General features: G+C 74.2%; 20 protein-coding genes. 12 read left to right on the forward strand and 8 right to left on the reverse strand.

The window, feature by feature from the left end; genetic code table 11:
- Nucleotides 1-22 precede the first annotated feature (22 nt).
- From CLV72_RS21775 to CLV72_RS21795, 5 genes are read right to left on the reverse strand one after another with little or no spacing between them, the layout of a single operon-like run.
- Complete coding sequence (locus CLV72_RS21775) at nt 23-1,552, reverse strand: long-chain-fatty-acid--CoA ligase (RefSeq protein ID WP_106249479.1); 1,530 nt, start codon at nt 1,550-1,552, stop codon at nt 23-25.
- Nucleotides 1,553-1,611: 59 nt separating this feature from the next.
- Nucleotides 1,612-2,781, reverse strand: coding sequence for an acyl-CoA dehydrogenase family protein (locus tag CLV72_RS21780; RefSeq protein WP_106249481.1), 1,170 nt, complete (start codon nt 2,779-2,781; stop codon nt 1,612-1,614).
- Nucleotides 2,782-2,787: 6 nt separating this feature from the next.
- Nucleotides 2,788-3,600, reverse strand: a complete 813-nt coding sequence (locus CLV72_RS21785; protein ID WP_106249483.1) for an SDR family oxidoreductase — start codon at nt 3,598-3,600, stop codon at nt 2,788-2,790.
- On the reverse strand, nt 3,597-4,838 hold the full coding sequence (locus CLV72_RS21790) for an acyl-CoA dehydrogenase family protein (RefSeq protein WP_106249486.1): 1,242 nt from the start codon (nt 4,836-4,838) through the stop codon (nt 3,597-3,599). The genes CLV72_RS21785 and CLV72_RS21790 overlap by 4 nt, the downstream gene beginning before the upstream one ends.
- 35 nt (nt 4,839-4,873) lie before the next feature.
- Complete coding sequence (locus tag CLV72_RS21795; RefSeq protein WP_106249681.1) at nt 4,874-5,917, reverse strand: phosphotransferase family protein; 1,044 nt, start codon at nt 5,915-5,917, stop codon at nt 4,874-4,876.
- Nucleotides 5,918-6,020: 103 nt separating this feature from the next.
- On the opposite strand from CLV72_RS21795, the gene CLV72_RS21800 reads away from it, so the two are divergent.
- The 9 genes from CLV72_RS21800 (at nt 6,021) to CLV72_RS21840 (ending at nt 14,841) form a co-directional block, all read left to right on the forward strand.
- Nucleotides 6,021-6,683 (forward strand): TetR/AcrR family transcriptional regulator, encoded by a 663-nt coding sequence (locus tag CLV72_RS21800; protein ID WP_106249488.1) that lies wholly within the window; start codon nt 6,021-6,023, stop codon nt 6,681-6,683.
- Between the two features lie 245 nt (nt 6,684-6,928).
- Nucleotides 6,929-7,705 (forward strand): ABC transporter ATP-binding protein, encoded by a 777-nt coding sequence (locus CLV72_RS21805; RefSeq protein WP_106249490.1) that lies wholly within the window; start codon nt 6,929-6,931, stop codon nt 7,703-7,705.
- The gene (locus CLV72_RS21810) at nt 7,702-8,436 is read left to right on the forward strand and encodes an ABC transporter ATP-binding protein (RefSeq protein WP_106249492.1); all 735 of its coding nucleotides are present in this window, start codon (nt 7,702-7,704) and stop codon (nt 8,434-8,436) included. The genes CLV72_RS21805 and CLV72_RS21810 overlap by 4 nt, the downstream gene beginning before the upstream one ends.
- A 34-nt stretch (nt 8,437-8,470) precedes the next feature.
- On the forward strand, nt 8,471-9,322 hold the full coding sequence (locus CLV72_RS21815) for a branched-chain amino acid ABC transporter permease (RefSeq protein WP_106249494.1): 852 nt from the start codon (nt 8,471-8,473) through the stop codon (nt 9,320-9,322).
- A gap of 44 nt (nt 9,323-9,366) precedes the next feature.
- A complete protein-coding gene (locus tag CLV72_RS21820) occupies nt 9,367-10,437 on the forward strand; it encodes a branched-chain amino acid ABC transporter permease (RefSeq protein ID WP_245930356.1) in 1,071 nt (356 codons plus the stop codon).
- 82 nt (nt 10,438-10,519) lie between these two features.
- Nucleotides 10,520-11,833, forward strand: coding sequence for an ABC transporter substrate-binding protein (locus tag CLV72_RS21825; protein WP_106249496.1), 1,314 nt, complete (start codon nt 10,520-10,522; stop codon nt 11,831-11,833).
- Nucleotides 11,834-12,027: 194 nt separating this feature from the next.
- On the forward strand, nt 12,028-12,816 hold the full coding sequence (locus CLV72_RS21830; RefSeq protein WP_106249499.1) for an SDR family oxidoreductase: 789 nt from the start codon (nt 12,028-12,030) through the stop codon (nt 12,814-12,816).
- 193 nt (nt 12,817-13,009) lie between these two features.
- Nucleotides 13,010-14,104, forward strand: coding sequence for a hypothetical protein (locus CLV72_RS21835; RefSeq protein WP_106249501.1), 1,095 nt, complete (start codon nt 13,010-13,012; stop codon nt 14,102-14,104).
- 26 nt (nt 14,105-14,130) lie between these two features.
- On the forward strand, nt 14,131-14,841 hold the full coding sequence (locus CLV72_RS21840; RefSeq protein ID WP_146159518.1) for a hypothetical protein: 711 nt from the start codon (nt 14,131-14,133) through the stop codon (nt 14,839-14,841).
- Nucleotides 14,842-14,852: 11 nt separating this feature from the next.
- Here the strand turns inward: CLV72_RS21840 and CLV72_RS21845 are convergent, their stop codons facing one another.
- On the reverse strand, nt 14,853-17,222 hold the full coding sequence (locus CLV72_RS21845; RefSeq protein WP_106249506.1) for a hypothetical protein: 2,370 nt from the start codon (nt 17,220-17,222) through the stop codon (nt 14,853-14,855).
- 247 nt (nt 17,223-17,469) lie between these two features.
- Between CLV72_RS21845 and CLV72_RS21850 the strand changes: the two genes are divergently transcribed.
- The 3 genes from CLV72_RS21850 (at nt 17,470) to CLV72_RS21860 (ending at nt 19,838) form a co-directional block, all read left to right on the forward strand.
- A complete protein-coding gene (locus tag CLV72_RS21850; protein WP_106249508.1) occupies nt 17,470-17,817 on the forward strand; it encodes a hypothetical protein in 348 nt (115 codons plus the stop codon).
- Nucleotides 17,814-19,052, forward strand: a complete 1,239-nt coding sequence (locus CLV72_RS21855; protein ID WP_342755683.1) for an AI-2E family transporter — start codon at nt 17,814-17,816, stop codon at nt 19,050-19,052. The genes CLV72_RS21850 and CLV72_RS21855 overlap by 4 nt, the downstream gene beginning before the upstream one ends.
- Nucleotides 19,053-19,313: 261 nt before the next feature.
- Nucleotides 19,314-19,838 carry a DUF6315 family protein gene (locus CLV72_RS21860; protein WP_106249510.1) on the forward strand — a complete coding sequence of 175 codons (525 nt, stop codon included), beginning with the start codon at nt 19,314-19,316 and terminating at the stop codon, nt 19,836-19,838.
- A 4-nt stretch (nt 19,839-19,842) separates the two neighbouring features.
- On the opposite strand, the gene CLV72_RS21865 is transcribed toward CLV72_RS21860, so the two are convergent.
- Together CLV72_RS21865 and CLV72_RS21870 are read right to left on the reverse strand one after the other, a co-directional pair.
- Entirely contained in the window at nt 19,843-20,232 is a 390-nt protein-coding gene (locus tag CLV72_RS21865; protein WP_342755684.1) for a RidA family protein, read from the reverse strand.
- Between the two features lie 115 nt (nt 20,233-20,347).
- A complete protein-coding gene (locus tag CLV72_RS21870) occupies nt 20,348-22,399 on the reverse strand; it encodes an ATP-dependent DNA helicase (RefSeq protein ID WP_425428097.1) in 2,052 nt (683 codons plus the stop codon).
- Nucleotides 22,400-22,542: the final 143 nt, after the last annotated feature.

The raw sequence follows: 22,542 nt of genomic DNA on the forward strand, positions 1-22,542 counted from the left end.
GGCGCCGCCGCGCCCGGACGCCTCACCGCAGCTCGCGCTTGAGGATCTTGCCGGTCGCGGTGAGCGGGAGCGTGTCGCGGAACTCCACCGTGCGCGGGTACTTGTACGCGGCCATCCGCGCCGCCGCCCAGTCGACCAGCTCCTGCTCGGTCAGCTCCGCGCCCGGGGCGCGCACCGCGATGGCCTTGATCTCCTCGCCGTGCCGCTCGTCGGGGACGCCGACCACGGCCACCAGGCTGATGCCGGGGTGGGTCATCAGCACCTCCTCGACCTCGCGCGGGTACACGTTGAGGCCGTTGCGGATGATCATCTCCTTGGCGCGATCGACGATGTAGTAGTAGCCGTCGGCGTCGCGCCTGGCGATGTCGCCGGTGCGCAGCCAGCCGTCCCGCATCACCTCGGCGGTCGCCTCGGGCCGCTTGTAGTAGCCCTTCATCACGGCGTGGCCGCGCACCGCCAGCTCGCCGGGCCCTTCCCCGGTGATCTCGTTCCAGTCCGGGTCGATCAGCCTGGCCTCGATGCCCCACACCGGCTTGCCGATGGAGCCGGGCCGGTACGGGATCTTCTCGGAGTTGGAAATGGTGGTGGGGCTGGTCTCCGACATCCCGTAGCCCTCGTGCAGGTGGATGCCGAAGCGCTCGCGGAAGGCGGCGTGCAGCTCGGCGGGGATGCCCGAGCCGCCCGAGATGGCCACCCGCACGCTGTCGCCCAGCCCGAGCGCGGCGTCGGGGTGGTTGAGCATCGCCCAGAACATCGTGGGCACCCCGGCGATCACGGTGGCGCGCTCGGCGCGGATGGCGCCCATCATCTGCCCGGCGTCGAACCTGGGCAGCAGCACGAGCGTCGCCTGCCTGCCGAAGCCGGAGGTCAGATGGGTGGACTCGGCGAACACGTGGAACAGCGGCAGCGCCACCAGGTGCACGTCGTCGTCGTGCAGGGTGAACATCCGCGCGCCCAGCTGGGAGTTCTGCACCATGTTGGCGTGCGTCAGCTCCGCGCCCTTGGGACGGCCGGTGGTGCCGCTGGTGTAGAGGATGACGGCGGTGTCGTCGGCGCGGGTCGGGGCGGTGTCGGCCGGGTCGGCACCGGCCAGCGCCGCCCATAGCGTCTCGGTGCCGGGCACCGGCGAGGGGTCATCGGGGCGGGGCGTGATCACCAGGAACTCGGTGCAGCCGGGGGTGGCGTCGAAGGCGGCCCGGCCCTCGGCGCCGGTCTCGACCCCGGGGGCGCCGCCAAAGCAGCAGAGCATCCGGGCGTCGCTGTCGGCCAGGTGGTAGGCCAGCTCGTCCCGCTTGAGCAGCGGGTTGAGCGGGACCACCACGCAGCCGGCCTTGAGGATGCCGAAGTAGGCGATCGGGAAGAGCGGCAGGTTCGGGCAGACCAGCGCGACCTTGTCGCCGGGCACCAGGCCGCGCGCCCGCAGCAGCCCGGCCATCCTGCGGGCGGCCGCCTCCACCTCGGCATAGCTCAGCCGGGCGTCGCCGCAGACGATCGCGGTGCGGCCGGGGGCGGTGCGTGCGCTGTCCTCCAGCACCACCGACAGATTCAGCATGGGGGTCTCCTCTCGCGGGCGTGGGGGCGCGCCGGGGGACGCGAGGGCGTCGGGGCGGGTCAGGCCAGGTGGCCGCCGATGCGGTACCGGCCGTTGAGCAGCTGGCGGGCGATGGTCCGGCGCTGGATCTCGTCGCTGCCCTCGTAGATGCGGAGCAGCCGCAGGTCGCGCGCCCACAGCTGCACCGGGAGCTCCTGGGTGTAGCCCATGCCGCCGTGGATCTGCAGCACCCGGTCCACGATCTGGTTGGCCCAGGTGCCGGCGCCGAGCTTGGCCATGGACGAGGAGGTGATCGGGTCGGCGCCCTGGTCGACCTGCCAGGCGGCCAGCAGGGTCAGGTACCTGACCGCCTCCAGTTCGGTGGCGGAGTCCGCGATCATCCACTGGATGGCCTGGTGCTCGGCGATGGGCCTGCCGAAGGTGGTGCGCACCTTGGCGTAGTCGAGGGCCATCTGCAGCAGCCGCTCGGCCGAGCCGACGGCGCGGGCGGGCAGCAGGTAGCGGCCGCGGCCGATCCACTCCATGGCCAGCCGGAAGCCGTCGCCGATCTCGCCGAGGACGTTGCCGGCCGGCACCCGCACGTCGTCCAGGTGCACCGAGGCGGGCCTGGCCTGGCCCATGGTGGGGATGGGCGAGGTGGTGACGCCCATGCCGCGCTCCACCAGGAAGGCGGTGAAGCCGCCCCGGTGCCGCTTCTCGGCGTCGGTGACGGCGATGACGATGAACAGGTCGGCGTCCTCGCCGCCGGTGATGAAGGTCTTCTCCCCGCGCAGCACCCAGTCGTCGCCGTCGCGGCGGGCGGTGGTGGAGATGTTGGTGGCGTCGGAGCCGGCGTCGGGCTCGGTGATGGCGAAGCAGGACCGCAGCTCCCCGGCGATGGCGGGCTCCAGGTAGCGCTTGCGCTGCTCGTCGTCGGCGTAGAAGAGGATGTTGTCGGTCTCGCCGCCGAACTGGAACGGCACCAGCGTGCGGCCGTTCTCGGTGGCCAGCAGCGCCTGGGTCACCGCGTCCAGGCCCATCCCGCCGTGGCTTTCGGGGGTGCCCGGGCCCCAGAAGCCGAACTCCTTCGCCTTGAGCTGCAGCTCCCGGAGTTCGTCACGGGTGATCCCGGTGCCCGAGTCGCGCTGGCGGCGCAGCAGTTCGGCCTCCAGCGGGATCACCTCGCGGGCGATGAAGGCCCGGGCGGTGTCGCGGATGGCGCGCTGCTCGTCGGTGAGGCCGAAGTCCACGTACGGTCATCCTTTCTGGGGCCCGGCGGGCGCTTGGCCGCCGAGTCGTTCGGTCTTGCCTTGGATCCGGTTCATCGCGGCCAGCCAGGCGTCGGTGTCGGCGGCCCGGCCCGCGTACATCCGCGCCACCTCGGGGTGCGGCAGGATCAGGAAGCGGCGGTCGGCCACCGCGTCGGCGACCGTGTCGGCCACCTGTTCGGGGGTGATCGCGTCGCGCTCCAGCACGAAGCGCCCGCCCTCGCCGGTGCCGTGCAGCATCCGGGTGCGCACGCCGAGCGGGCAGAGCGCCTGCACGGTGATGCCGCGGTGCGCGTAGGTGGCGGCCAGCCACTCCGCGAAGGCGACGGCGGCGTGCTTGGTGACGGCGTAGGGGGCGGCGCCGACCATGGTGAGCAGCCCGGCGGCCGAGGCGGTGATGACCAGGTGGCCGGCGCCGCGCTTCAGCCACGGCCCCATCAGCAGCCGGGCCGCGCGCACGTGGCCCATCACGTTCACGTCCCAGGCGTGCGCCCAGTCCTCCTCCGCCGACTGCTCGGAGCCGGGGACGGCGACGCCGGCGTTGGCGGCGTACAGGTCGATCTCGCCGAGGACGGCGCGGGCCTCGGCCACCAGGCGCTCCACCCCCTCGGCACTCGCCGCGTCGCCGGGGACGGCCGCCGCGTCCAGTTCGGCGGCGACGGCGCGCACGGCGCCGGCGTCGAGGTCGGCCAGGACCAGCCGGGCGCCCTCGGCCGCGAAGCGGCGGGCCATCGCCGCGCCGATGCCGCGGCCCGCGCCGGTGACGACCACTCCGGCGCCGCGCAGCGGGTGGCCGGTCACGGCCGCCGCCCCGTCCCGGCGCGGCGCAGCTCGCGGCGGGCCAGCGAGCGCCGGTGCACCTCGTCGGGGCCGTCGGCCAGCCGCAGGGTGCGGGCCGAGGTCCAGAGCGCGGCCAGCGGGGAGTCCTGGGAGAGCCCGGCGGCGCCGTACGCCTGGATCGCCTTGTCCAGCACCCACTCGGCCATCGCCGGGGTGGCGATCTTAATGGCCTGGATCTCGGTGTGGGCGCCCTTGTTGCCGACGGTGTCCATCAGCCAGGCGGTCTTGAGCACCAGCAGCCGCGCCATCTCGATCCGGACCCGCGCCTCGGCGATCCACTCCTGGATCACGCCCTGCTCGGCCAGTGGCGCGCCGAAGGCGGTGCGGCCGCTCACCCGCTCGCACATCAGGTCCAGGCCGCGCTCGGCCATGCCGACCAGCCGCATGCAGTGGTGGATGCGGCCGGGGCCGAGCCGGGCCTGCGCGATGGCGAAGCCGTCGCCCGGCTTGCCGATCAGGCCGGCGGCGGGCACCCGCACGTCGGTGAAGGACACCTCGGCGTGCCCGCCGTGCGGGGCGTCGGTGTAGCCGAAGACGCGCATCCCGCGCCGCACCTGCACGCCCGGGGTGCCGCGCGGCACGATGACCATGCTCTGCCTGCGGTGCCGCTCGGCGTCCGGGTCGGTCACCCCCATCACGATCAGCAGCTCGCAGTCGGGGTTCATCGCGCCGGTGGACCACCACTTGCGCCCGTTGACGACGTAGGAGTCGCCGTCGCGCTCGATGCGGGTGCGGATGTTGGTGGCGTCGGAGGAGGCGACGTCGGGCTCGGTCATGCAGAAGGCGGAGCGGATCGCGCCGTCCAGCAGCGGGGTGAGCCAGCGCTCGCGCTGCTCGGGGCTGCCGAACTCCGCCAGCAGCTCCATGTTGCCGGTGTCGGGCGCGGCGCAGTTCAGCGCCTCGGGCGCCAGTGCGGGGCTGCGGCCGGTGATCTCGGCCAGCGGCGCGTACTGGAGGTTGGTGAGCCCGGCTCCGGGCGGGCCGCCCGGCAGGAACAGGTTCCACAGGCCCAGGGCGCGCGCCCGCTCCCGCAGCTCGGCGATGACCGGGGGCCGCCGCCAGCGCTCGTCCTCGGCGGCTTGCTCGGCCCGCTCCGCCTGTTCGGCGAAGACGGGCTCGGCCGGGTAGACGTGCTCGGCCATGAAGGCGAGCAGCCGCTCGCGCAGGTCCTCGGTGGTGGCGTCGTATGCGAAGTCCATTGGTCTGCCCGCCTCCCGGCGTCTCCACGTGCCTGTCAGCGCCCGGCGCCGTCCGGCCGGTGTCCCAGCGTGGCCAGCCCCGCGGCCAGCAGCGGCTCGACCCCGGCGCCGATGCGGTCGAAGCCCTCCCCCACGGTCTGGCCGTGGATGTGCCTGAAATGGATGCCCTCGCTGATCACGGCCAGCTTGAAGTGGCCGAAGGCCACGTACCAGGGCAGCGGGGCGAGGTCGAGCCCGCTGCTCGCGGCGTACCACTCCACCAGCCGCTCCGAGGAGGGGAAGGGGGAGCCGGGCGTGACGGCGGTGTCGAGCGGGAGCACGGGGAGCGCGCCGACGCGGTCCCAGTAGACGCACAGCAGGCCCAGGTCGGCCAGCGGGTCGCCGAGCGTCGACATCTCCCAGTCCAGTACGGCGGCCACCGTGTCGTCGGGCCCGACGACGCAGTTGTCCAGCCGGAAGTCCCCGTGCACGACGGCGGCGCGCTGCGCTTGCGGCACGGCGCCGGCCAGCAGCCCGGCCAGCTCGTCGGCCCCGGCCAGCGGCCGGCTCCGGGAGGCGTCCAGCTGCTTGCGCCAGCGGGCCAGCTGGCGGTGCAGGTAGCCGTCGGGGCGGCCGAAGTCGGCCAGCCCCACCTCGGCGGGCGGCACGGAGTGCAGGGCGGCGAGCACGTCGCTCAGGTCGCGGGCGATGTGCTCGGCGCGGGCGCGGCCCAGCGGGACCGCCTGCTCGGGGGTGCGCAGCACGGCGCCCTCCACCAGCTCCATCACGTAGAAGGGCGCGCCGATCACCTCGGGGTCGGGGCAGTGCAGGTGGACGCGGGGCACCGGGACCGGGCTGCCGGCCAGCGCGCCCATGACCCGGTACTCGCGGCCCATGTCGTGCGCGGTGGCGAGCACGTGGCCCAGCGGCGGGCGGCGCAGCACCCAGCGGCCGCGTCCGTCGGTGACCGTGTAGGTGAGGTTGGAGCGCCCGCCGGCGATGACCTCGGCGCGCAGCGGGCCGTCGGCGAAGCCGGGGTGCTCGCGGTCCAGGTAGGCCCGCAGCCGACCGGTGTCGAGGCCGGGCGGGTCATCGCTCATGGCGGACACCATACCTACTAGTCGGTATGTTGGCCAGATCCGGTTTTTCCGGCATCCTGCGGCCGGTGGCGCCGCCGCCGGTCCAGCGCATCAGGGAGACGACATGGCACGAATCGCGCGCGGCGGAACGCCCGCGGGCCGCAGGGCGGGCGGCAGCACCGTGCCCGACCGGCTGCTGGCCGCGGCCAGCCGGCTGTTCGCGCAGCGCGGCTTCGAGAGCACCTCGGTGCAGGACGTGGTGGAGGCGGCGGGCGTCACCAAGGGCGCCATGTACCACTACTTCCGGTCCAAGGACGACCTGCTGCACGAGATCTACCGGCGGCTGCTGACGATGCAGACGCAGCGGCTGGCCGACTTCGCCGCCGCCGAGGGGCCGCTGCCGGAGCGGCTGTTCGCCGCCGCCTCCGACGTGGTGCAGACCAGCATCGCCAACCTCGACGACTCGGTGATCTTCTTCCGGTCGATGCACCTGCTCACCAACGAGCACCAGACCCGAGTACGGGCCGAGCGGCGCCGCTACCACGAACTGTTCCGCTCGCTGATCGAGGAGGGGCAGCGCTCCGGTGCCTTCCGCGACGACATCCCGGCCGGCATCGTCACGATCCACTACTTCGGCTCCGTCCACCAGCTCGGCACCTGGTACCGCCCGGACGGGAAGATGACCCCCCGCGAGCTCGGCGAGTACTACGCCACGCTGCTGCTCGCCGGCCTGCGGCCGGAGCCGGGGGCGGCCGGCACCGCGGGGCGGGAGTCCGACGGGGCCTGAGCCGCCCTCCCGAGGGGACGCGCGACGCGGCCGTCCCCGCGCTTTTCGCGGCTGCGGGACCGCCGCGCCCGCAGTCGATCCCGGTCCGCGCGAGCACCTTGACAGCGGGCCGGAGCACACATAGCTTCTCACAGACCAACTAGTCGGTATGTGACTCCGATCACCGTGAGTCCAGGGCCGTCGGCTCGGTGCCGCCGCTCTGGACGTGCGGTCCGAGGCCGCGGAAGGACGGGTGCACGGGCGTCATGACCAGCACGGAAGGCACCGGCGGACTCCTCGTCGAGGACGTGTCGGTCCGCTTCGGCGGCGTCGTCGCCCTGCGGGACGTCTCCCTCACCGCCGCGCCGAACACGGTCACCGGGATCATCGGCCCCAACGGCGCGGGCAAGACCACCCTCTACAACGCGCTGTGCGGACTGGTGCGCGCCGACAGCGGCCGGATCAGCTGGCGCGGCACCCCGCTGCTGGGCCGCCGCCCCGACGAACTGGCCGGCCTGGGCGTCGCCCGCACCCTGCAGGGCATGAACCTGTTCCCGCTGATGACCGTGGCCGAGAACGTGATGGTCGGCGCCGACCGGCTGGCGCGCGGCGGCACCCTGGCCGCGCTCACCGGCCTCGGCCGCGTCGGCCGCGACGAGCGGCGGCTGCGCGCCCGCGCCCTCGACGCGCTGGCCGAGTTCGGCGTGGCCCACCTCGCCGAAGCGCTGCCGCCGTCGCTGCCCTTCGGCCTGCGCAAGCGGGTGGCGCTGGCCCGGGCGCTGGCCGCCGACCCCGACCTGCTGCTGCTGGACGAGCCGGCCGGCGGGCTGTCCGCCGAGGAGATCGCGGAGCTGGCCGAGCGGATCAGGGGCTTCCGCGAGCGGATGACCGTGCTGCTGGTCGAGCACCACATGGACATGGTCATGGACGTGTGCGACCACATCGCGGTGCTCAACTTCGGCCGCGTGATCGCCGCCGGACCGCCCGAGGCGATCCGCGCCGACGCGGCCGTGACCGAGGCGTACCTGGGGGACGCCGCATGAGCGCCCCGGCCCCCGCGCCGCCCGCCCTGGAGGTGCACGACCTGGTCAGCGCCTACGGCGCCGTGCGCGCCGTCGACGGGGTGAGCCTGACCGTGCCCGCCGGGTCGATCACCGCCGTGCTCGGGGCCAACGGCGCCGGCAAGACCACGCTGCTGCGCACCGTCAGCGGCGCCAAGGCCGCGCAGTCCGGCCGGGTGCTGGCGGACGGCGTCGAGCTGACCCGGCTGCCCGCCGACCGGGTGGTGCGGCACGGCGTGGCGCACGTGCCCGAGGGCGGCGGCGTCATCACCCAGCTCACCGTCGAGGAGAACCTGCGCCTGGGCGGCCTGTGGCGGGCCGACCGCGCCGACCGGGTCCGGGCGCGCGAGGAGATGTACCAGCTGTTCCCGGTGCTCGCCGAGCGGCGGCGGCAGCCGGCCGGCGCCCTGTCGGGCGGCGAGCGGCAGATGCTGGCGATCGGGCGGGCGCTGATGGCCCGCCCCCGGGTGCTGCTGCTGGACGAGCCCTCGCTCGGGCTGGCGCCGATGGTCACCCGGCGGCTGCTCCGGCTGCTGCGGGAGCTGCGCGACGGCACCGGGCTGACCGTCGTCCTGGTGGAGCAGAACGCACGCGGGGCGCTGTCGGTCGCCGACCACGGCTTCGTGCTCTCCCTCGGCCGGGTGGCCGCCTCGGGCGACGCCGACCGGCTGCTCGCCGACGACCGCACCCGCCACGCCTACCTGGGGTTCTGACCCCCCACCACCGCCCGCAGCCGGGAGGAGCCCGATGGAGCAGCTGGCCGAACTGGTACTCAACGGCGTCTCCAGCGGCGCCGTCTACGCGGCGCTGGCCCTCTCGCTGATGATCATCTACCAGGCGACGCGGGTGGTGAACTTCGCCCAGCCGGGCCTGGCGCTGATCGCGGCCTACACGGCCTTCTCCGTCACCCGGGCCACCGGCAGCTACTGGCTCGGCTTCGTGCTCGCGCTGGTGGTGGGCGGGGCGCTGGGGGTGCTGGCCGAGCGGCTGCTGATCCGGCCGGTGCAGCGCCGCTCGGAGCTGAGCGCGATCATCGTGACGCTCGGGCTGCTGATGCTGCTGCAGGGCGTCGCGGGCATGGTGTGGAGCAACGAGCCGCACTCCTTCCCGTACCCGCTGGACTTCCGCGGCCGCTTCTCGGCCACCGACGCCTTCGCCGTCGCCGCGGTGGGCGTCACCGCGCTGGGCCTGCTGCTGCTGTTCCGGTACACGCCGCTGGGCCTGCGGATGCGGGCCGCGGCCTTCCGGCCCGAGGTGGCCAGGATGGTGGGGGTGCGCGTCGGGCTGATGCTCACGGTCGGCTGGGGCATCGCCTCGGTGATCGGCGCGCTCGCCGGGATGCTCGCCGTGCCGCCGTTCATCTTCCCCAACGTGCTCGACGGCGTGTTCGTCTACGGCATCACCGCCGCCGTGATCGGCGGCCTCGACAACCCGTTCGGCGCGGTGCTCGGCGGCTTCACCCTCGGCATCGGCCTCTCACTGGTCTCGGGCTACCTGGGGCCCGAGCTGGTGACGCTGGCCGCGCTGGTGATCGTGGTGGTGGTGCTCAGCCTGCGGCCCGACGGCCTGTTCACCCGCCCCCGCGCCCGGCAGGTGTGACCGTGGCGCGCCCGACGACCCGCCCGGACCTGCGGAGGGACCCCGTGACCGACGACACCGCCAGGACCGGCCGTGCGGCCGTGCTCGACCGCTGGCGCCGCTCGCCGATGCTGCTCAGGCACCTTGCCGCAGCGCTCGCCGCCTTCCTCGGCATCGTGCTGCTCACCTCGGTGACCGACCCGTTCACCAATCTGCGCATCGCCACCATCGGCTACCACCTGGTGGCCGTGGCCGGGCTGGCGCTGCTCATCGGGGTGAGCGGCCAGATCTCCCTCGGCCACGGCGCCTTCATGTTCATCGGCGCCTACACGATGGCGCTGCTGGTCATCCACGTGCCCGGCTCGCCGCTGTGGGCCAACCTGCTGCTCGCCATCGCGGCGAGCTGCGCCGCGGGCGTCGCGGTGGGGGCGGCCACCGCCCGGCTGCACGGCCCCTACCTGGCCGGCGCCACCCTCATCCTCGCCGTCGGCCTGCCCGCCGTGGCGCTGCGCTACCCGGAGGCGCTGGGCGGCAGCAACGGGCTCACCTTCTCGGTCGCCGGCACGCCCCCGGCCCTGTCGGACACCGTCCCCGACCCGCGCTGGCAGTCCTGGGTGGTGTGGCTGGCCGTGCTGCTCGCGCTGGTCGTGGTGGCCAACGTCAGCCGGGGCCGGCTCGGCCGGCGGCTGCGCGCGGTGCGCGACGACGAGGCGGCGGCCGCGCTGTCAGGGCTGCGCCCCGGCCGGCTGCGCACCGTCGCCTTCGTCATCAGCGCCGGCTGCGGCGGGCTGGCCGGCGCCCTCCAGGCGTACCTGCTGGGCACGGCCACCCCCAGTTCGTTCGGCCTCGCCCTCTCGCTCAGCCTGCTGGCCGCCGTCGTCCTGGGCGGCCTCGGCAGCCTGTGGGGCGCGCTGTGGGGAGCGCTGGCGCTGGTGTACGTCGAGGTCTGGGGGCACGACGCCGCCGAGGCGCTCGGCCTGAGCGACCACGTGGCCAACAATCTGCCCATCGCGCTGTTCGGCGCCGCCCTCATCGCGATCGTGCTGCTGTGGCCCTCCGGCGTGCAGGGCGGCCTGGCCCGGCTGGGCGCGGCGGTGCGCACCCGCCGGATCGGCCCCGGCGGCCGGCCCGACTGAGTCCCCGCGCCCGGACCGCGCCTCTCCCCACCCCCACGACCCCGCCGTATCCGCCCCCGCACTCGCACACCCTGGAGGAGAAATGCGCAAAGCCCCGCCCCTGGTGGCCGTGCTGGCCGCCGCCGCCCTGCTCACCGCGTCCTGTACCGGTGCGGGCGAGGTCGCCGAGGGCGACGCCGCGTCGCTGGACGTGTCCACCGGCGTCACCGACGACAGCGTGCGGCTGGGCACGCACATGCCGCTGACCGGCCCGGCCGCGCCCGGCTACAGCCAGATCTCCGTCGGCGCGCGGGCCGTGTTCGACTACGTGAACGCGCAGGGCGGCGTGCACGGGCGGCAGATCGAGTACCTGGTCGAGGACGACGGCTACGACCCCGTGCGCACCGTCGAGGTGGTGAACGAGCTCGTCCTCCAGGACGAGATCTTCGCGATGGTCGGCGGGCTCGGCACCCCCACCCACGCACGCGTGATCGACTTCCTGAACGAGCAGGGCGTGCCCGACCTGTTCGTCTCCTCCGGCGCGCTGATGTGGAACCAGCCCGACACCCACCCGCTGACCTTCGGCTACCAGGTCGACTACACCCGCGAGGCCAAGATCCAGGGCCAGTACGTGGCCGAGAACTTCCCGGATGCCAGCGTCGGCGTCTTCTTCCAGAACGACGACGTGGGCACCGACACCCAGGCGGGCCTGGAGCAGTACCTGGGCGAGCAGATCGTCGTCCGCGAGCCGTACGAGTCGGGCAACACCGATATCGGGCCGCAGGTCAGCGCCCTGGAGGAGGCCGGGGCCGAGGTGGTGATCTGCGAGTGCATCCCCACCTACATGGCGCTGCTCATCCTGGAGTCGCAGGCCATCGGCTACGAGCCGCAGTTCGTGGCCAGCAGCATCGGCGCGGACACCGTCACCCTCAACGGCCTGCTGCAGGAGTTCGCCGACGCCGACGGCGGCACCGCCGACGACATGCTCGACGGCCTGATCGCCACCGGCTACCTGCCGCAGGCCACCGCCGCCGACGACCCCTGGCTCGAGCTGTACACGCAGATCTACGAGGAGTACGTGCCCGAGGAGCAGCCCTTCACCAACACCCTGCTCTACGGCATGGTCCAGGCCACCCAGACCTCGATGGCCCTGATGGCCGCCGGACCCGACCTCACCCGGCAGAGCCTCGTCGACGCCCTGCACTCCGGCGAGTTCAACGGCCCCGGCCTGGTCCCGTTCTCCACCGCCGAGGGCGAGCACTCCGGCTTCCAGGGCGCCTACGTCACGCAGTACCACGCGGGAGGCCGCTCCGAGATCCTGCAGGAGCCGCGCGTCACCGACCGCGAGACCGGCCCCATCGAGGAGTTCGACTTCAGCCGCCCGACCCCCGACGAGGTCGTCTTCTACGGCGGGTGACCCACCCGCCCGGACCGGGGCGGGATCCCCGGTCCGGGCGGGGGCGGCCGGCCCCGGGCGCGTGATCCGCCACCGGTACCGGCGAACCGCGGCCACCGAGCGGCCGCCGAGCGCCGTGCCCGGCGGTCCCGTCGGGCACGGCCCGCGCCGAAATCCCGTTGCCCGGTCCCGGCGGTCTGCGCGAAGCTCGGAGCATGATCGATACCGGACTCTCCGGCCGCGTCGTGCTGGTCACCGGGGCGGGCGGCGGCATCGGCTCGGCGATCGCCCGCGCCTTCGGGGCGCAGGGGGCGCGGGTCGCCGTCCACTACCTCGACCGCTCCCCCGACGCGCCCGCCGGTGCGCGCTGGGAGCACATGGTCCCCCCGGCCGAGGCGGCCGAGCGGCTGGCGGCCGAACTGCCGGACGCGGCCGCGATCCCGGCCGACCTGGCGGCCCCCGGGGCGCCCGCTCGGCTGCTGGACGAGGTGGCGGACCGGCTCGGCCCCGTCGGCGTCCTCGTCAACAACGCCGCGCACTGCGAGAGCCCCGACTCCATCGACACCCTCACCGCCGACGCTCTGGACCGCCACTACCGCGTCAACGCGATCGCGCCGGCCCTGCTCACCGCCGAACTGGCCCGCCGGCACCCCGGCGGCACGGCCACCGCACCGCCCTGCGTGGTCAACATCTCCACCGACGCTGCCCGCGCCTTCACCGGCCAGATCGGCTACGGCAGCTCCAAGGCCGCCCTGGAGGCCATCACCCGCGCCACCGCCCTCGACCTGGCCGGGCGCGGCATCCGGGTCAACGCCGTCGCCCCCGGCCCCGTGCAGACCGGCTGGATGACCGACGACATCCTGCGCCACGCCGAGTCCATCGTCCCGATGGGCCGGGTCGGCACCCCGGCCGACATCGCCGACGCCGTCGTCTTCCTCGCCTCCCAGCAGGCTCGCTGGATCACCGGCCAGGTCCTCCAGGTCGCGGGCGGCCACGCCTTGTGACATCCCGCCGCGACCGACCCGATCCGGTGACGGAACGTGCCCGGGATCACTCCGCCCCGCCGCCTCCTGTCCGATTCCGGTGATCGGAAAGCCCTGACACCACGGCCTTTCCGCCGCCTGGCCTGATGCGGCCAGTCCGTATCTCCCGTCCGTCCAGGGGCTACGTTCGGTCACGAACCGAACAGGGGGTGCGATGGCCGCGATGGACGGACCGCCGGGCGGCGACCGCCCGCGCCGGCCCGAGAGCCCTCCCGCCCGGCCCGCCCCCGAGGGCGCCACCCCCTTCGAGCGCGCCATGGCCGAACTGCGCGCCGCCGCCGAGCAGCGCGACCCGCACACCGGCCTCACCCGGCTCGAACAGCTGGAACGGGACCTGCCGGAGTCCTCAGACGAGATCGACTCCGCCGCTGAGGGCGAGGACCGTCCGCCGGGTCCCGGCGAGGAGGTCGCCGAGCGGCGCCTGGACGAGTGGATCCGGTCCGCCGCCGATCCGCCGCCGGCCACCGCCCTGGCCCGGGCGGCCGACCTGGGCCTGAGCGAGCGCGTCGCCCGGATTCTGGACCGGGGCGATCCGCTCCTGGCCCGGGCGTTCGCGGACCTCGACACCGTGATGCACTCGGGACGCATCGCCGGGACGCCTCGCCGCCACGACGACATCTACCGCGAGCACCTGCGCAAACTCACGGGCGCCGACCCCAACAACGCCCTGGGCGCCGCCGCCGAACTGCGCCACGCCGCCACCCTCCTCGGCAGCGGCGAACTCGCCCCGAACAGCAGAATGGCCATCAGCGCCACGGCACGCGAGAAGCTGGACCTGGGCCACGGCATCGAAGTACGGGCTTATCCCGTCGCCGAAGCCGACGTCATCTACGCGGGCAACGACGGCCGAATTCACCTGTACGAGATCAAGAACACCGCCCAGGCCTTGGCGAACAAGATCCGAAAGAGCACTGACCAACTCAGGAGAATGGTCCAGTGGCGGGACGCGGACCCGGACGGCCGCCGCGTCGCCGTCCATATCGGCACCGACCAGGGCTGGACCGGGCTACTCAGTCTGATGAAGCGTGAGGACGATCGCAGCTACATCGTCAATGAGCTGATCGAGCGGGAGATCCCATTGTTACTCGGCTCCCATCAGTTGGACCCGGAACGGTTGGAACGTTTGAAAGAGGCGGCGGTCGACCTTCTCAGCAGCCGCGATGATCAGAGCCGGAACCTGCGGGACTGGTTCAGTGCCAACCTGCCCGATCTTGACGCTGCCCGCGAACGCTTGAGGCCCTGGAGTTGACCGCTGTGCCCCTGTCCCCTGAACTCGTGCCCGCGCGGCTCGCCCGCCTTCCCCATCCGTGGAATCTGAACGACCTCGCCGCCCGACGGGCAGCGGTCAAGGCGTGGAAGGTTACGCAGGAGCGGCGGGAGGAGGCGTTCGGCGCCTTGGAGATCTGCCTGTCCTACCTCGCCGGACACCCGCCGCGCCCCGCGGACGCCCCCGACGTGCTCGGAGACCGGTTCCATGACGGCTTCTTCGGACTCACACGGCGGTTCGCCGCGGACTTCCCCACCATCCAGGACATGTCCTTCGAACGAATCCGCCAGTGGATGCGCGACAACACCGACCTCGATGTTCTCTTCGGGCCGGGAGTCACGGACCCTCCCGCCGAGGCCGTCGAGGTGTTCGGACGCGGCTGGCTACGCGGAACGGTACGCGGCGCCACGCGTCTGGTCACCGAGTGGCTGATCGACGCGGTCGGCCGCCCGCGCGGACACGACGTGACCACCAGCCAGGACGGACTCCGCCTGAAAGAGATGCTCAAGTCCGCCGTCCCCCGCCTGCACGAGGACGACGCCGCCGACCCGATCGGCGCGATCTGGACCCTCGACAGGTCCGGCCAACTCGACTACTTCACCCGGCTGGAGAACGACCCCGCCCTCCCCGAGCAGACCCGCGAAACGGCCAAGGGATACCGGGAATCCACTGAAATCGAACGGGAGATCAGGAACGGCACGCTCTCCGACCAGTCCTAGCCTCCCCGCCCCTACAACCCGTACCCCAGCACCGCCTGCTCGTGGGCGGTGAGGTCGGCGCCGATCTCGCGGGCGAGGTCGAGCCAGGTGAGGGGGTGGGGCCAGGGGTCGGTGAGTTCGTGCAGGAGGCGGTCGAGGGCGGCGGGGTCGCCGTCGGTGGGGACGGCGACCCGGCCGGCCAGGACGGGGAGGCGCTCGCCGTCCGGGGAGACGGCGGTGCGGGCGCGGGGGCCGGTGGACTCGCCGGTGGCGGTGTCCCAGGTGGGGTAGCCGGCCTTGGCGAGGCGGGCACGGGCCTGGGTCCAGATGTCCTTGCCGGGCCAGACGCCCTTGTAGGAGTAGGTCCAGTAGCCGCCGGTCTCCAGAGTGGTGACGTGGCGGTAGAGGGGGGCGTAGCGGCGGCGGGCCTCCTCGTCGGGGGGCGGCGGCTCCAGCGGGGTGGGGTCGAAGACCACGACGTCGTTGACGTTGCACGCGGCGCCGTTGGGGAGGACCTGGACGATGCGGGCGGTGGCGGGTCCGGTGCGCCTGCCGTAGGCCTGGCGGGGTGAGCCGTCCTCGTCGGTGAAGCGGATGCGCACGGCGTGGCCGCGCTGGTCGATGGGGCCGGTGCCGGGCGGCACCTCCAGGCCGAGCTGGCCGGCGAGGGCGCGCACGGTGGTCCAGTCGCGGGCGGCGGTGGCGGCCACCACCAGGGCCCAGCGGTCGGCGGGGCGAGGCTCGGGGCTGAGCATGAGCACTTCGCTGCGTAGCCGCTGCGCCGTGGGCCAGTCGGCGAGGCGGGCGGCGACGTCGGCGCCGAGGCGCCGGGCGCCGAGGCCGGCGGGGTCCAGTTCGACCAGGCGGGCGCACTCGCGGGCGCAGGCCCCGAGGTCGCCGGCGAGCAGGGCCGCGCGGGCCAGCGCCCAGTGCCGGATCTTCGGGTTGGCGGTCTCGGTGGCGCGGGCCAGCCGCGCCATGCCGGCGGCGTCCTCGGCGCGGTGCAGGGAGTCGAGCAGCACCAGGCCGGCCCGCTCGTCGGAGGGGTCGGCCGCCACCCGGGGCCACTGCGCCTCGGCGGCGGCGTCGGGCTGGCGCAGCGCGCCGCCGAGCTGGCCGAGGGCGGCCAGCAGGCTGAGGTCGTCCTCGCGGACGGCCAGCGCCGCCACCACCAGGTCGGCGCGGGTCTCGACGTCGGCGGCGGCCGCCGCGGGATCGTCGGCGGCCGGGGCGGCGCCGGGACGCTCGTTGAGGTGCGCGAGCAGCTGCTCGGGCGGCACCGGCAGCTCGACGGGCGCCAGCGCGGCCGCGTCGGCGCGCGCCTCGGCCAGGTCCGCGGCGAGGTCGTCGGCGCGCCGCACCCGGCGCAGCGCCCGCTCGGCGCGTGCGCGGGCGGCCCCGCCCACCCAGCGGGCGCCGCGGCGGGCGGCGAGGCGCGCGGCGATCAGCGACATCTCCAGGGCGCGGCGGTGCGCTCCGACCCGTTCGCAGTAGCGAGACCAGCCGGTGAGGACGGCGCCGAGCTGCCAGTTGTTGCGCACCCGCCCCAGCTCCACCAGGTTCTCCACCGCCTCGGCCCAGGCCGCGCGCAGGTCGGGGTGGGCCTCGGCCTCGCTGACGCCCGGCAGCGCCTCCATGGCGGTCTCCACGGGTACCGAACCGGTCCTGGCCTGCCAGGCCAGCAGCCGGGCCCGCTCGAAGCGCACCCGGCGCTGCACGTCGTCGCGGCCGGGCATCCGGGCGGGCAGCGCGCCGAGGGTCGTCTCCTCCAGGTGGTCGAGCGCGCGCAGCGCGTCGTCGTGCCGGTCGAGCTGGCGGAGCGCCCGGACGTAGGCCAGACCGTAGTAGGGGCCGGTCTGCTCGCCGGCGGCCCGGACACGGCCGGCCTGCCGGTCGAGGTAGGTGATCGCCTCCTCGGGGCGGTCGTCGTCGATCAGGATCTCGGCGTAGCCCTGGGAGAGCGCGGCGAAGCTGGGCCAGTCGGGCGAGAGCTGGTCGATCTGCTGGCTCACCTGGGCGCTGCGCTCGACGACGTGGCCGGGGCCGTCCATATTGCTCAGCGCCAGCAGCACGAGTTCGGCCGGGCAGACGATCTCGGGGCACATCGGCCCCTCGCCGGTGCGCACCTCGGTGTGCATGGTGTTGATGTCGGCCAGTGCGATGGCGCCGTGCTGGCGGTTGCCCACCCGGCTGCGCAGCGCCCAGAACCGCAGGTACGCGCCGGCCCAGGGCAGCACGGCCGTCTCGGCGGACTCCGAGGCCGGCGCCAGCAGCCCCTCGATGCGCTGGGTCTGGCCGCGAGCGGCCAGCTCCGGCGCCTGCACCAGCGCCACGGCCAGCCGGTTGTGACCGGCCGCGCGCAGCGGCGCCACCTGCCGGGCGACCCATCTCCAGATGTCCATAACCGCCCCGTCCCCGTCCCTACCGCGCCGCCGGCGCACTTCTGTGCCGACGGTAGCAGCGGCCGGAGGACGGCGCGGGCGGATCCACCGTCTCCGACGTGCGGGCACCACGCGGCGTCATGATCCGGCCACGCAGGGTTCGTCCACCGGATGTCCGCGGCACCGGATAATCTGCGTAGGAGCCGCCGCGCCCCAGCGGTTCCAGGGGTCCGGCGCGGCTACGGACGGCCGAGAGGGAGCGGAGCGTATGGGATGGCGTGACCGGTTCGGCCTCCGTCGGTCCAAGAAGCAGGGCAGGATCAACCGCTTCGACCGCGAGGCCGAGGACTCCGACGTCGCGGCGCTGGTCCAGTTCGCCAAGAGCCGGGTCGGCGTGGAGTTCTACGTGGAGCCCGAGACCTTCGCCACCGACACCACCGCCGTGGCGGTGGCCACCAACGGCGAGTGGATCCGGCGCCGGGTCGGCGCGCCCTCGGTGATCCGCAAGGTCGCCCACGACCTCGCCCTGCCCGTATACGACGTCCAGATCGTCGGGTACCCGCAGCGGATGCGCGACTGGACCCAGCGCAACAAGCGCGGCCTCCAGTCCGAATGAGCCGGCCCCGCGACGACGGCCGGCCGGTCGCGGGCGACGCGGACGGCGCGGCCGAGCAGGCGTCCATCTGGCCGAAGCTGGCCGGTAGCTCCGGTATGCCGCCGTGGGTACCGCGGGCCCTGGTGCTCGCCATGGCCACGGTGGCCGCCTTCGGGGCCGGCTGGTGGCTGCTGGTGCGGCTGGAGGGCCTGCTCACCCTGGTACTGGTCTCGCTCTTCCTGGCGCTGGCCATCGAGCCGGCCGTGAACTGGCTGGCCGCGCAGGGCTGGCCGCGCGCCGCCGCCACCGGCGTGGTCTTCGTGGTCCTGCTGGTGCTGCTCGGCACCTTCTTCACGGTGCTCGGCTCCATGCTGGTCGCGCAGATCGTCAACCTCGCCGCCGACGTGCCGCAGCGGGTCGGCGCCACCATCGAGTGGCTGAACGACTCCTTCGACCTGGGCTGGTCGTCGGCGACCCTCGTCGACCAGCTGCGGGTGGCCAGCACCCGGGTGCAGGACTACGCCACCTCGCTGGCGGGCGGGGTGTGGGGCGCGAGCACCACCGTGCTCGGGCTGGTCTTCCAGGGCCTGACGGTCATGCTGTTCACCTTCTACCTCGCCGCCGACGGCCCCCGCTTCCGCCGCGCGGTCTGCTCGGTGCTCACCCCGCAGACGCAGCGGGAGGTGCTGCGGGCCTGGGAGATCGCGATCACCAAGACGGGCGGGTACATCTACTCGCGCGGGCTGCTCGCGCTCATCTGCGGCCTCGCGCACTACGTCTTCTTCACCCTGATCGACCTGCCGTTCGCCTTCGCGCTCGCGGTCTGGGTGGGCGTGCTGTCGCAGTTCATCCCGACGGTGGGCACCTACCTGGGCGGCCTGATGCCGATCCTGATCGGGCTGCTGGACGACCCCTGGTCGGCGCTGTGGGTGCTGCTGTTCATCGTCGCCTACCAGCAGGTGGAGAACTACTGGCTCCAGCCGAAGATCACCGCGCGCACGCTCGACATGCACCCCGCCGTCGCCTTCGCCGCGGTCATCGCCGGCGCCGCCATCCTGGGCCCGCACGGCGCGCTGCTGGCGCTGCCGGCCGGGGCGAGCCTGCAGGCCTTCCTGTCCAACTACATCCGCCGCTACAAGGTCGAGGAGCACCCGCTCGTGGCGCCGCAGGACCGGGGCGACGCGTCCCCGGCCGCGCCGGCCCGCGATCCGTCCGCCGCCTCCCGCGGCGGCTCCCCCGGCGGCACAGTCGCCTGACCGTCCGGTAAGGATTTCGTCAACGCCGGGCGACCCGGCCGTTGATCTGCGTCACTCCGCCGCGCACCGGCACGGAGCGCCACGGCGGCCTCACCCGTCGGCCCAGCAGCGCTTTCGGGGCCGCGGCGCCCGCCGGCCCGGGGTTGGGACCGGGCTGCGGCAGGGCAGGGGCACGCAGTAAGGTCCAGTCGAACCACATCCCCGATGGGGTACCGGTGGGCCGCACCAGCACGCATACTCACCTTGGAGGGGGGACGATCGATGACGCAGACTCTCACCGCGCTGTGCTGCCAGTGCGGCAACACCCGGGCCGTGAGCACCCACCGGCATGTCGGGGAGGCCCAGTCGGCCTACGGCTTCGCCCGCTGCGTGGTGTGGCGCAAGTGCGCCGTCTGCGGTGAGCAGACCACCCATGCCTACCTCCGCGACGACCCCGAGCGCGACGAGCTGGAAGACGCCCTCAACCTCGACGACGCCCTCGCCGCCGAAGCCCTGGACGAAGAGGTCGACCAGCTGCGGCAGTGCGGTGTGGAGGTGGGCCACGCCCCCGTGCCGGCCGTCTGGGACGGCCAGCCCGTCGGCATGCTGACCCGCCGCCTGGACGACCACGCCTACGCGATCGTGCTGGACCCCGGCTCCTCCGTGGTGGCCCGGCTCAAGCTGATCGACCTGCTGTGGAACGAGCTGATGACCGGCGGCGCGGAAGGCCACTGGTACATCCAGCCGGGTGAGGGCCGCCGCCCCGGGTACGCGGTGCGGCTCTTCGGCTACCGGGTGCCGCGCTGAGCCCTCAGCCGGCCACGGCGACGGCGGTGATCTCCACCAGCTGCCCGCTGTAGCCCAGGACCGGCACCCCCAGCAGGGTGGATGTGTGCGGCCCGGCGGCCAGCGGCGAGGCGCGCACGATCTCCCACACCCGGCTCAGCTCCTCGGGCTCCGACGCCACCACGTACACGGTGCTGTTGACGACCTTCGCCAGTTCGCTGCCCGCCTCGCGCAGGGCTTCGTCCAGATTGGCCAGCACCTGGCGGGTCTGCGCCTCCAAGCCCTCGACCACGGCGCCGGAGGGGTCGAGCGGTACGGAGCCCGCGGTGAAGACGAGGCGCTCGCCGGCCTCGACCACGGCGGCGTGGGCGTAGTCGGGCGGCGCGAAGAGGCCGGGGGCGGTGAAGCGCTGCACCAAGGGGGTCTCCTGGGTTCGGCGGCAGGCCGCGCGGACGCGCGGTGCCCGGCGAGTATCCCAGCGCGGCCTGCCGCAGTCACCCGGTTTTCCAGCCGCCGACCTGCGGCTGCGGCTAGCGGGCCGCCTCCGGCACCCGTTCGGCCGCGGCGTCCAGGCGGCGCAGCGCGGCCCGCGCCACCTCGGGGTCGGTGGTGGCCCAGAACGGCGGCAGGGTGGCGCGCAGGAAGCCGCCGTAGCGGGCGGTGGCCAGCCTCGGGTCGAGCACCGCGACCACGCCCCGGTCGGAGGTGGTGCGCAGCAGCCGCCCGGCGCCCTGGGCCAGCAGCAGCGCGGCGTGCGAGGCGGCCACGCTCATGAAGCCGTTGCCGCCCCTGGCCGCCACGGCGCGCTGCCGGGCCGAGGCCAGGGGGTCGTCGGGGCGCGGGAACGGGATGCGGTCGACGATCACCAGCTGCAGCGCGGGCCCGGGGACGTCGACGCCCTGCCACAGCGACAGAGTGCCGAACAGGCAGGTGCGCTCGTCGGCGGCGAACTCGCGCACCAGCTGGCCGGTGGAGTCGTCGCCCTGGCACAGCAGCGGGTGCTCGATGCGCTCGCGCAGCGCCTCGGCGGCCTGCTTGGCGGCGCGCATGGACGAGAACAGCGCGAGGGTGCGGCCGCCGGCCGCCTGGATCAGCTCGGTGATCTCGGTCAGGTAGGCGTCGGCGAGGCCGTCGCGGCCGGGCGGCGGCAGGTGGCGGGCGACGTAGAGGATGCCGCTGCGCGGGTAGTCGAAGGGCGATCCGACGTCCAGGCCCCGCCAGACCGGCTCGGCCGAGGCCGGCGCGGACTCGCCGTCGGCGACGGCCTCGGGGCGGTCGCGCGGGTCGGGGTGGCCGGTCTGGCCGGGGTGGTCCTTGCGGTGGACCGGCAGGCCCCACTGGCGGGCGAGGTGGTCGAAGGCGCCGCCGAGGGTGAGGGTGGCGGAGGTGAGGACCACTGTGCGGTCGCCGAACAGCCGCTCCCGCAGCAGCCCGCCGACCTCCATCGGCGCGACGTGCAGCGACGGCGCCTGGCTGGGCGGGGAGGACAGCCACACCACCTCGCGCCGCTCGGCGATCGGCGGCTGCACGGCCGCCAGCATCCGCACGGCGTCGTCGTGCACCTCGCCGAGCGCGGCCAGGGCGAGCTTGCGGACGTTGGAGGCGTCGGCGTCGTCCTTGCGGTCGGGGCCGATGGCGGTGACGCAGGCGTGCGCGGCGTCGCGGACCGCGGTGACGGCGCCCTCCAGCGCCTCGGAGAGGTGGTCGAGCCGGGCGGGCTCGGTGTCGGCCATGATCAGGCCGAGCCCCTCCCCCGCCTCGGCGAGCCGGTCGGCGACCTCCTGGTCGCAGGCGCGCCCGGCCCGGCGCGCGGCGGCGGCCACCAGCGCCTCCGACAGCTGGCCGGTGGCGACGGAGGTGACCCGGTCGACGAGGTCGTGGGCCTCGTCGACCACGATGACGTCGTGCTCGGGCAGCAGCGGGAAGCTCTCCATGGCGTCGATGGCGAGCAGGGCGTGGTTGGTGACCACCACGTCGACGTGGCCGGCGTCCTCCCTGGCCTGCTCGGCGAAGCACTCGCCGCCCGAGGGGCAGCGGCCCGCCCCCAGGCACTCGCGCGCCGACACCGAGACCTGCCGCCAGGCGAGTTCGCTGACGCCCGGCACCAGCTCGTCGCGGTCGCCGGTGGTGGTCTCCTCGGCCCATTCGTGCAGCCGCGCCACCTGGCGGCCCAGCGAGGAGACGGAGCGGGGGTCGAACAGGGCGGGCTCGTCGTCGTCGCTCGCGCCGGTGGTGAGCTTGTAGCGGCACAGGTAGTTGCGGCGGCCCTTGAGGATGGCGAAGGTCGGCGCGCGGCCGAGCGGGCCGGTCAGCGCCTCGGCCAGCCGGGGGAGGTCGCGGTCGACCAGCTGGCGCTGGAGGGCGATGGTGGCCGTGGACACCACCACGGTGGTCTCCGCGGCGACCGCGTGGCGGATGGCCGGGACCAGGTAGGCCAGCGACTTGCCGGTGCCGGTGCCGGCCTGCACGGCGACGTGCTCGTCGGTCTCGATGGCCTCGCGCACCGCCTCGGCCATGCGCGCCTGGCCGGGCCGCTCGGAGCCGCCGAGCGCGGCGACCGCGACGGCGAGCAGCTCGGACACGGAGGGAAGAGAAGAGTCCGCCACAAGGCTAGAACCTACCGGCGCCCCCGGACAGCCGGAGCCGTTCGGGATGCGCGAGCATGTACGCGGGGCGGCGGGCCGGCCGAGCCCTCGGGCCCGGTCGCGGCGCGCCGCGACCGCAG

It is taken from the genome of Allonocardiopsis opalescens, from assembly GCF_003002095.1.
Classification (GTDB): Bacteria; Actinomycetota; Actinomycetes; order Streptosporangiales; family Streptosporangiaceae; genus Allonocardiopsis; species Allonocardiopsis opalescens.

Excerpts from the sequence above, each read along its gene's own strand:
- CLV72_RS21845 (WP_106249506.1), bottom strand. The coding sequence starts at position 17,222 with ATGGACATCTGGAGATGGGTCGCCCGGCAGGTGGCGCCGCTGCGCGCG.
- CLV72_RS21810 (WP_106249492.1), top strand. The coding sequence starts at position 7,702 with ATGAGCGCCCCGGCCCCCGCGCCGCCCGCCCTGGAGGTGCACGACCTG.
- CLV72_RS21835 (WP_106249501.1), top strand. The coding sequence starts at position 13,010 with ATGGCCGCGATGGACGGACCGCCGGGCGGCGACCGCCCGCGCCGGCCC.
- CLV72_RS21795 (WP_106249681.1), bottom strand. The coding sequence starts at position 5,917 with ATGAGCGATGACCCGCCCGGCCTCGACACCGGTCGGCTGCGGGCCTAC.
- CLV72_RS21775 (WP_106249479.1), bottom strand. The coding sequence starts at position 1,552 with ATGCTGAATCTGTCGGTGGTGCTGGAGGACAGCGCACGCACCGCCCCC.
- CLV72_RS21815 (WP_106249494.1), top strand. The coding sequence starts at position 8,471 with ATGGAGCAGCTGGCCGAACTGGTACTCAACGGCGTCTCCAGCGGCGCC.
- CLV72_RS21800 (WP_106249488.1), top strand. The coding sequence starts at position 6,021 with ATGGCACGAATCGCGCGCGGCGGAACGCCCGCGGGCCGCAGGGCGGGC.
- CLV72_RS21830 (WP_106249499.1), top strand. The coding sequence starts at position 12,028 with ATGATCGATACCGGACTCTCCGGCCGCGTCGTGCTGGTCACCGGGGCG.
- CLV72_RS21860 (WP_106249510.1), top strand. The coding sequence starts at position 19,314 with ATGACGCAGACTCTCACCGCGCTGTGCTGCCAGTGCGGCAACACCCGG.
- CLV72_RS21790 (WP_106249486.1), bottom strand. The coding sequence starts at position 4,838 with ATGGACTTCGCATACGACGCCACCACCGAGGACCTGCGCGAGCGGCTG.
- CLV72_RS21850 (WP_106249508.1), top strand. The coding sequence starts at position 17,470 with ATGGGATGGCGTGACCGGTTCGGCCTCCGTCGGTCCAAGAAGCAGGGC.
- CLV72_RS21805 (WP_106249490.1), top strand. The coding sequence starts at position 6,929 with ATGACCAGCACGGAAGGCACCGGCGGACTCCTCGTCGAGGACGTGTCG.
- CLV72_RS21855 (WP_342755683.1), top strand. The coding sequence starts at position 17,814 with ATGAGCCGGCCCCGCGACGACGGCCGGCCGGTCGCGGGCGACGCGGAC.
- CLV72_RS21825 (WP_106249496.1), top strand. The coding sequence starts at position 10,520 with ATGCGCAAAGCCCCGCCCCTGGTGGCCGTGCTGGCCGCCGCCGCCCTG.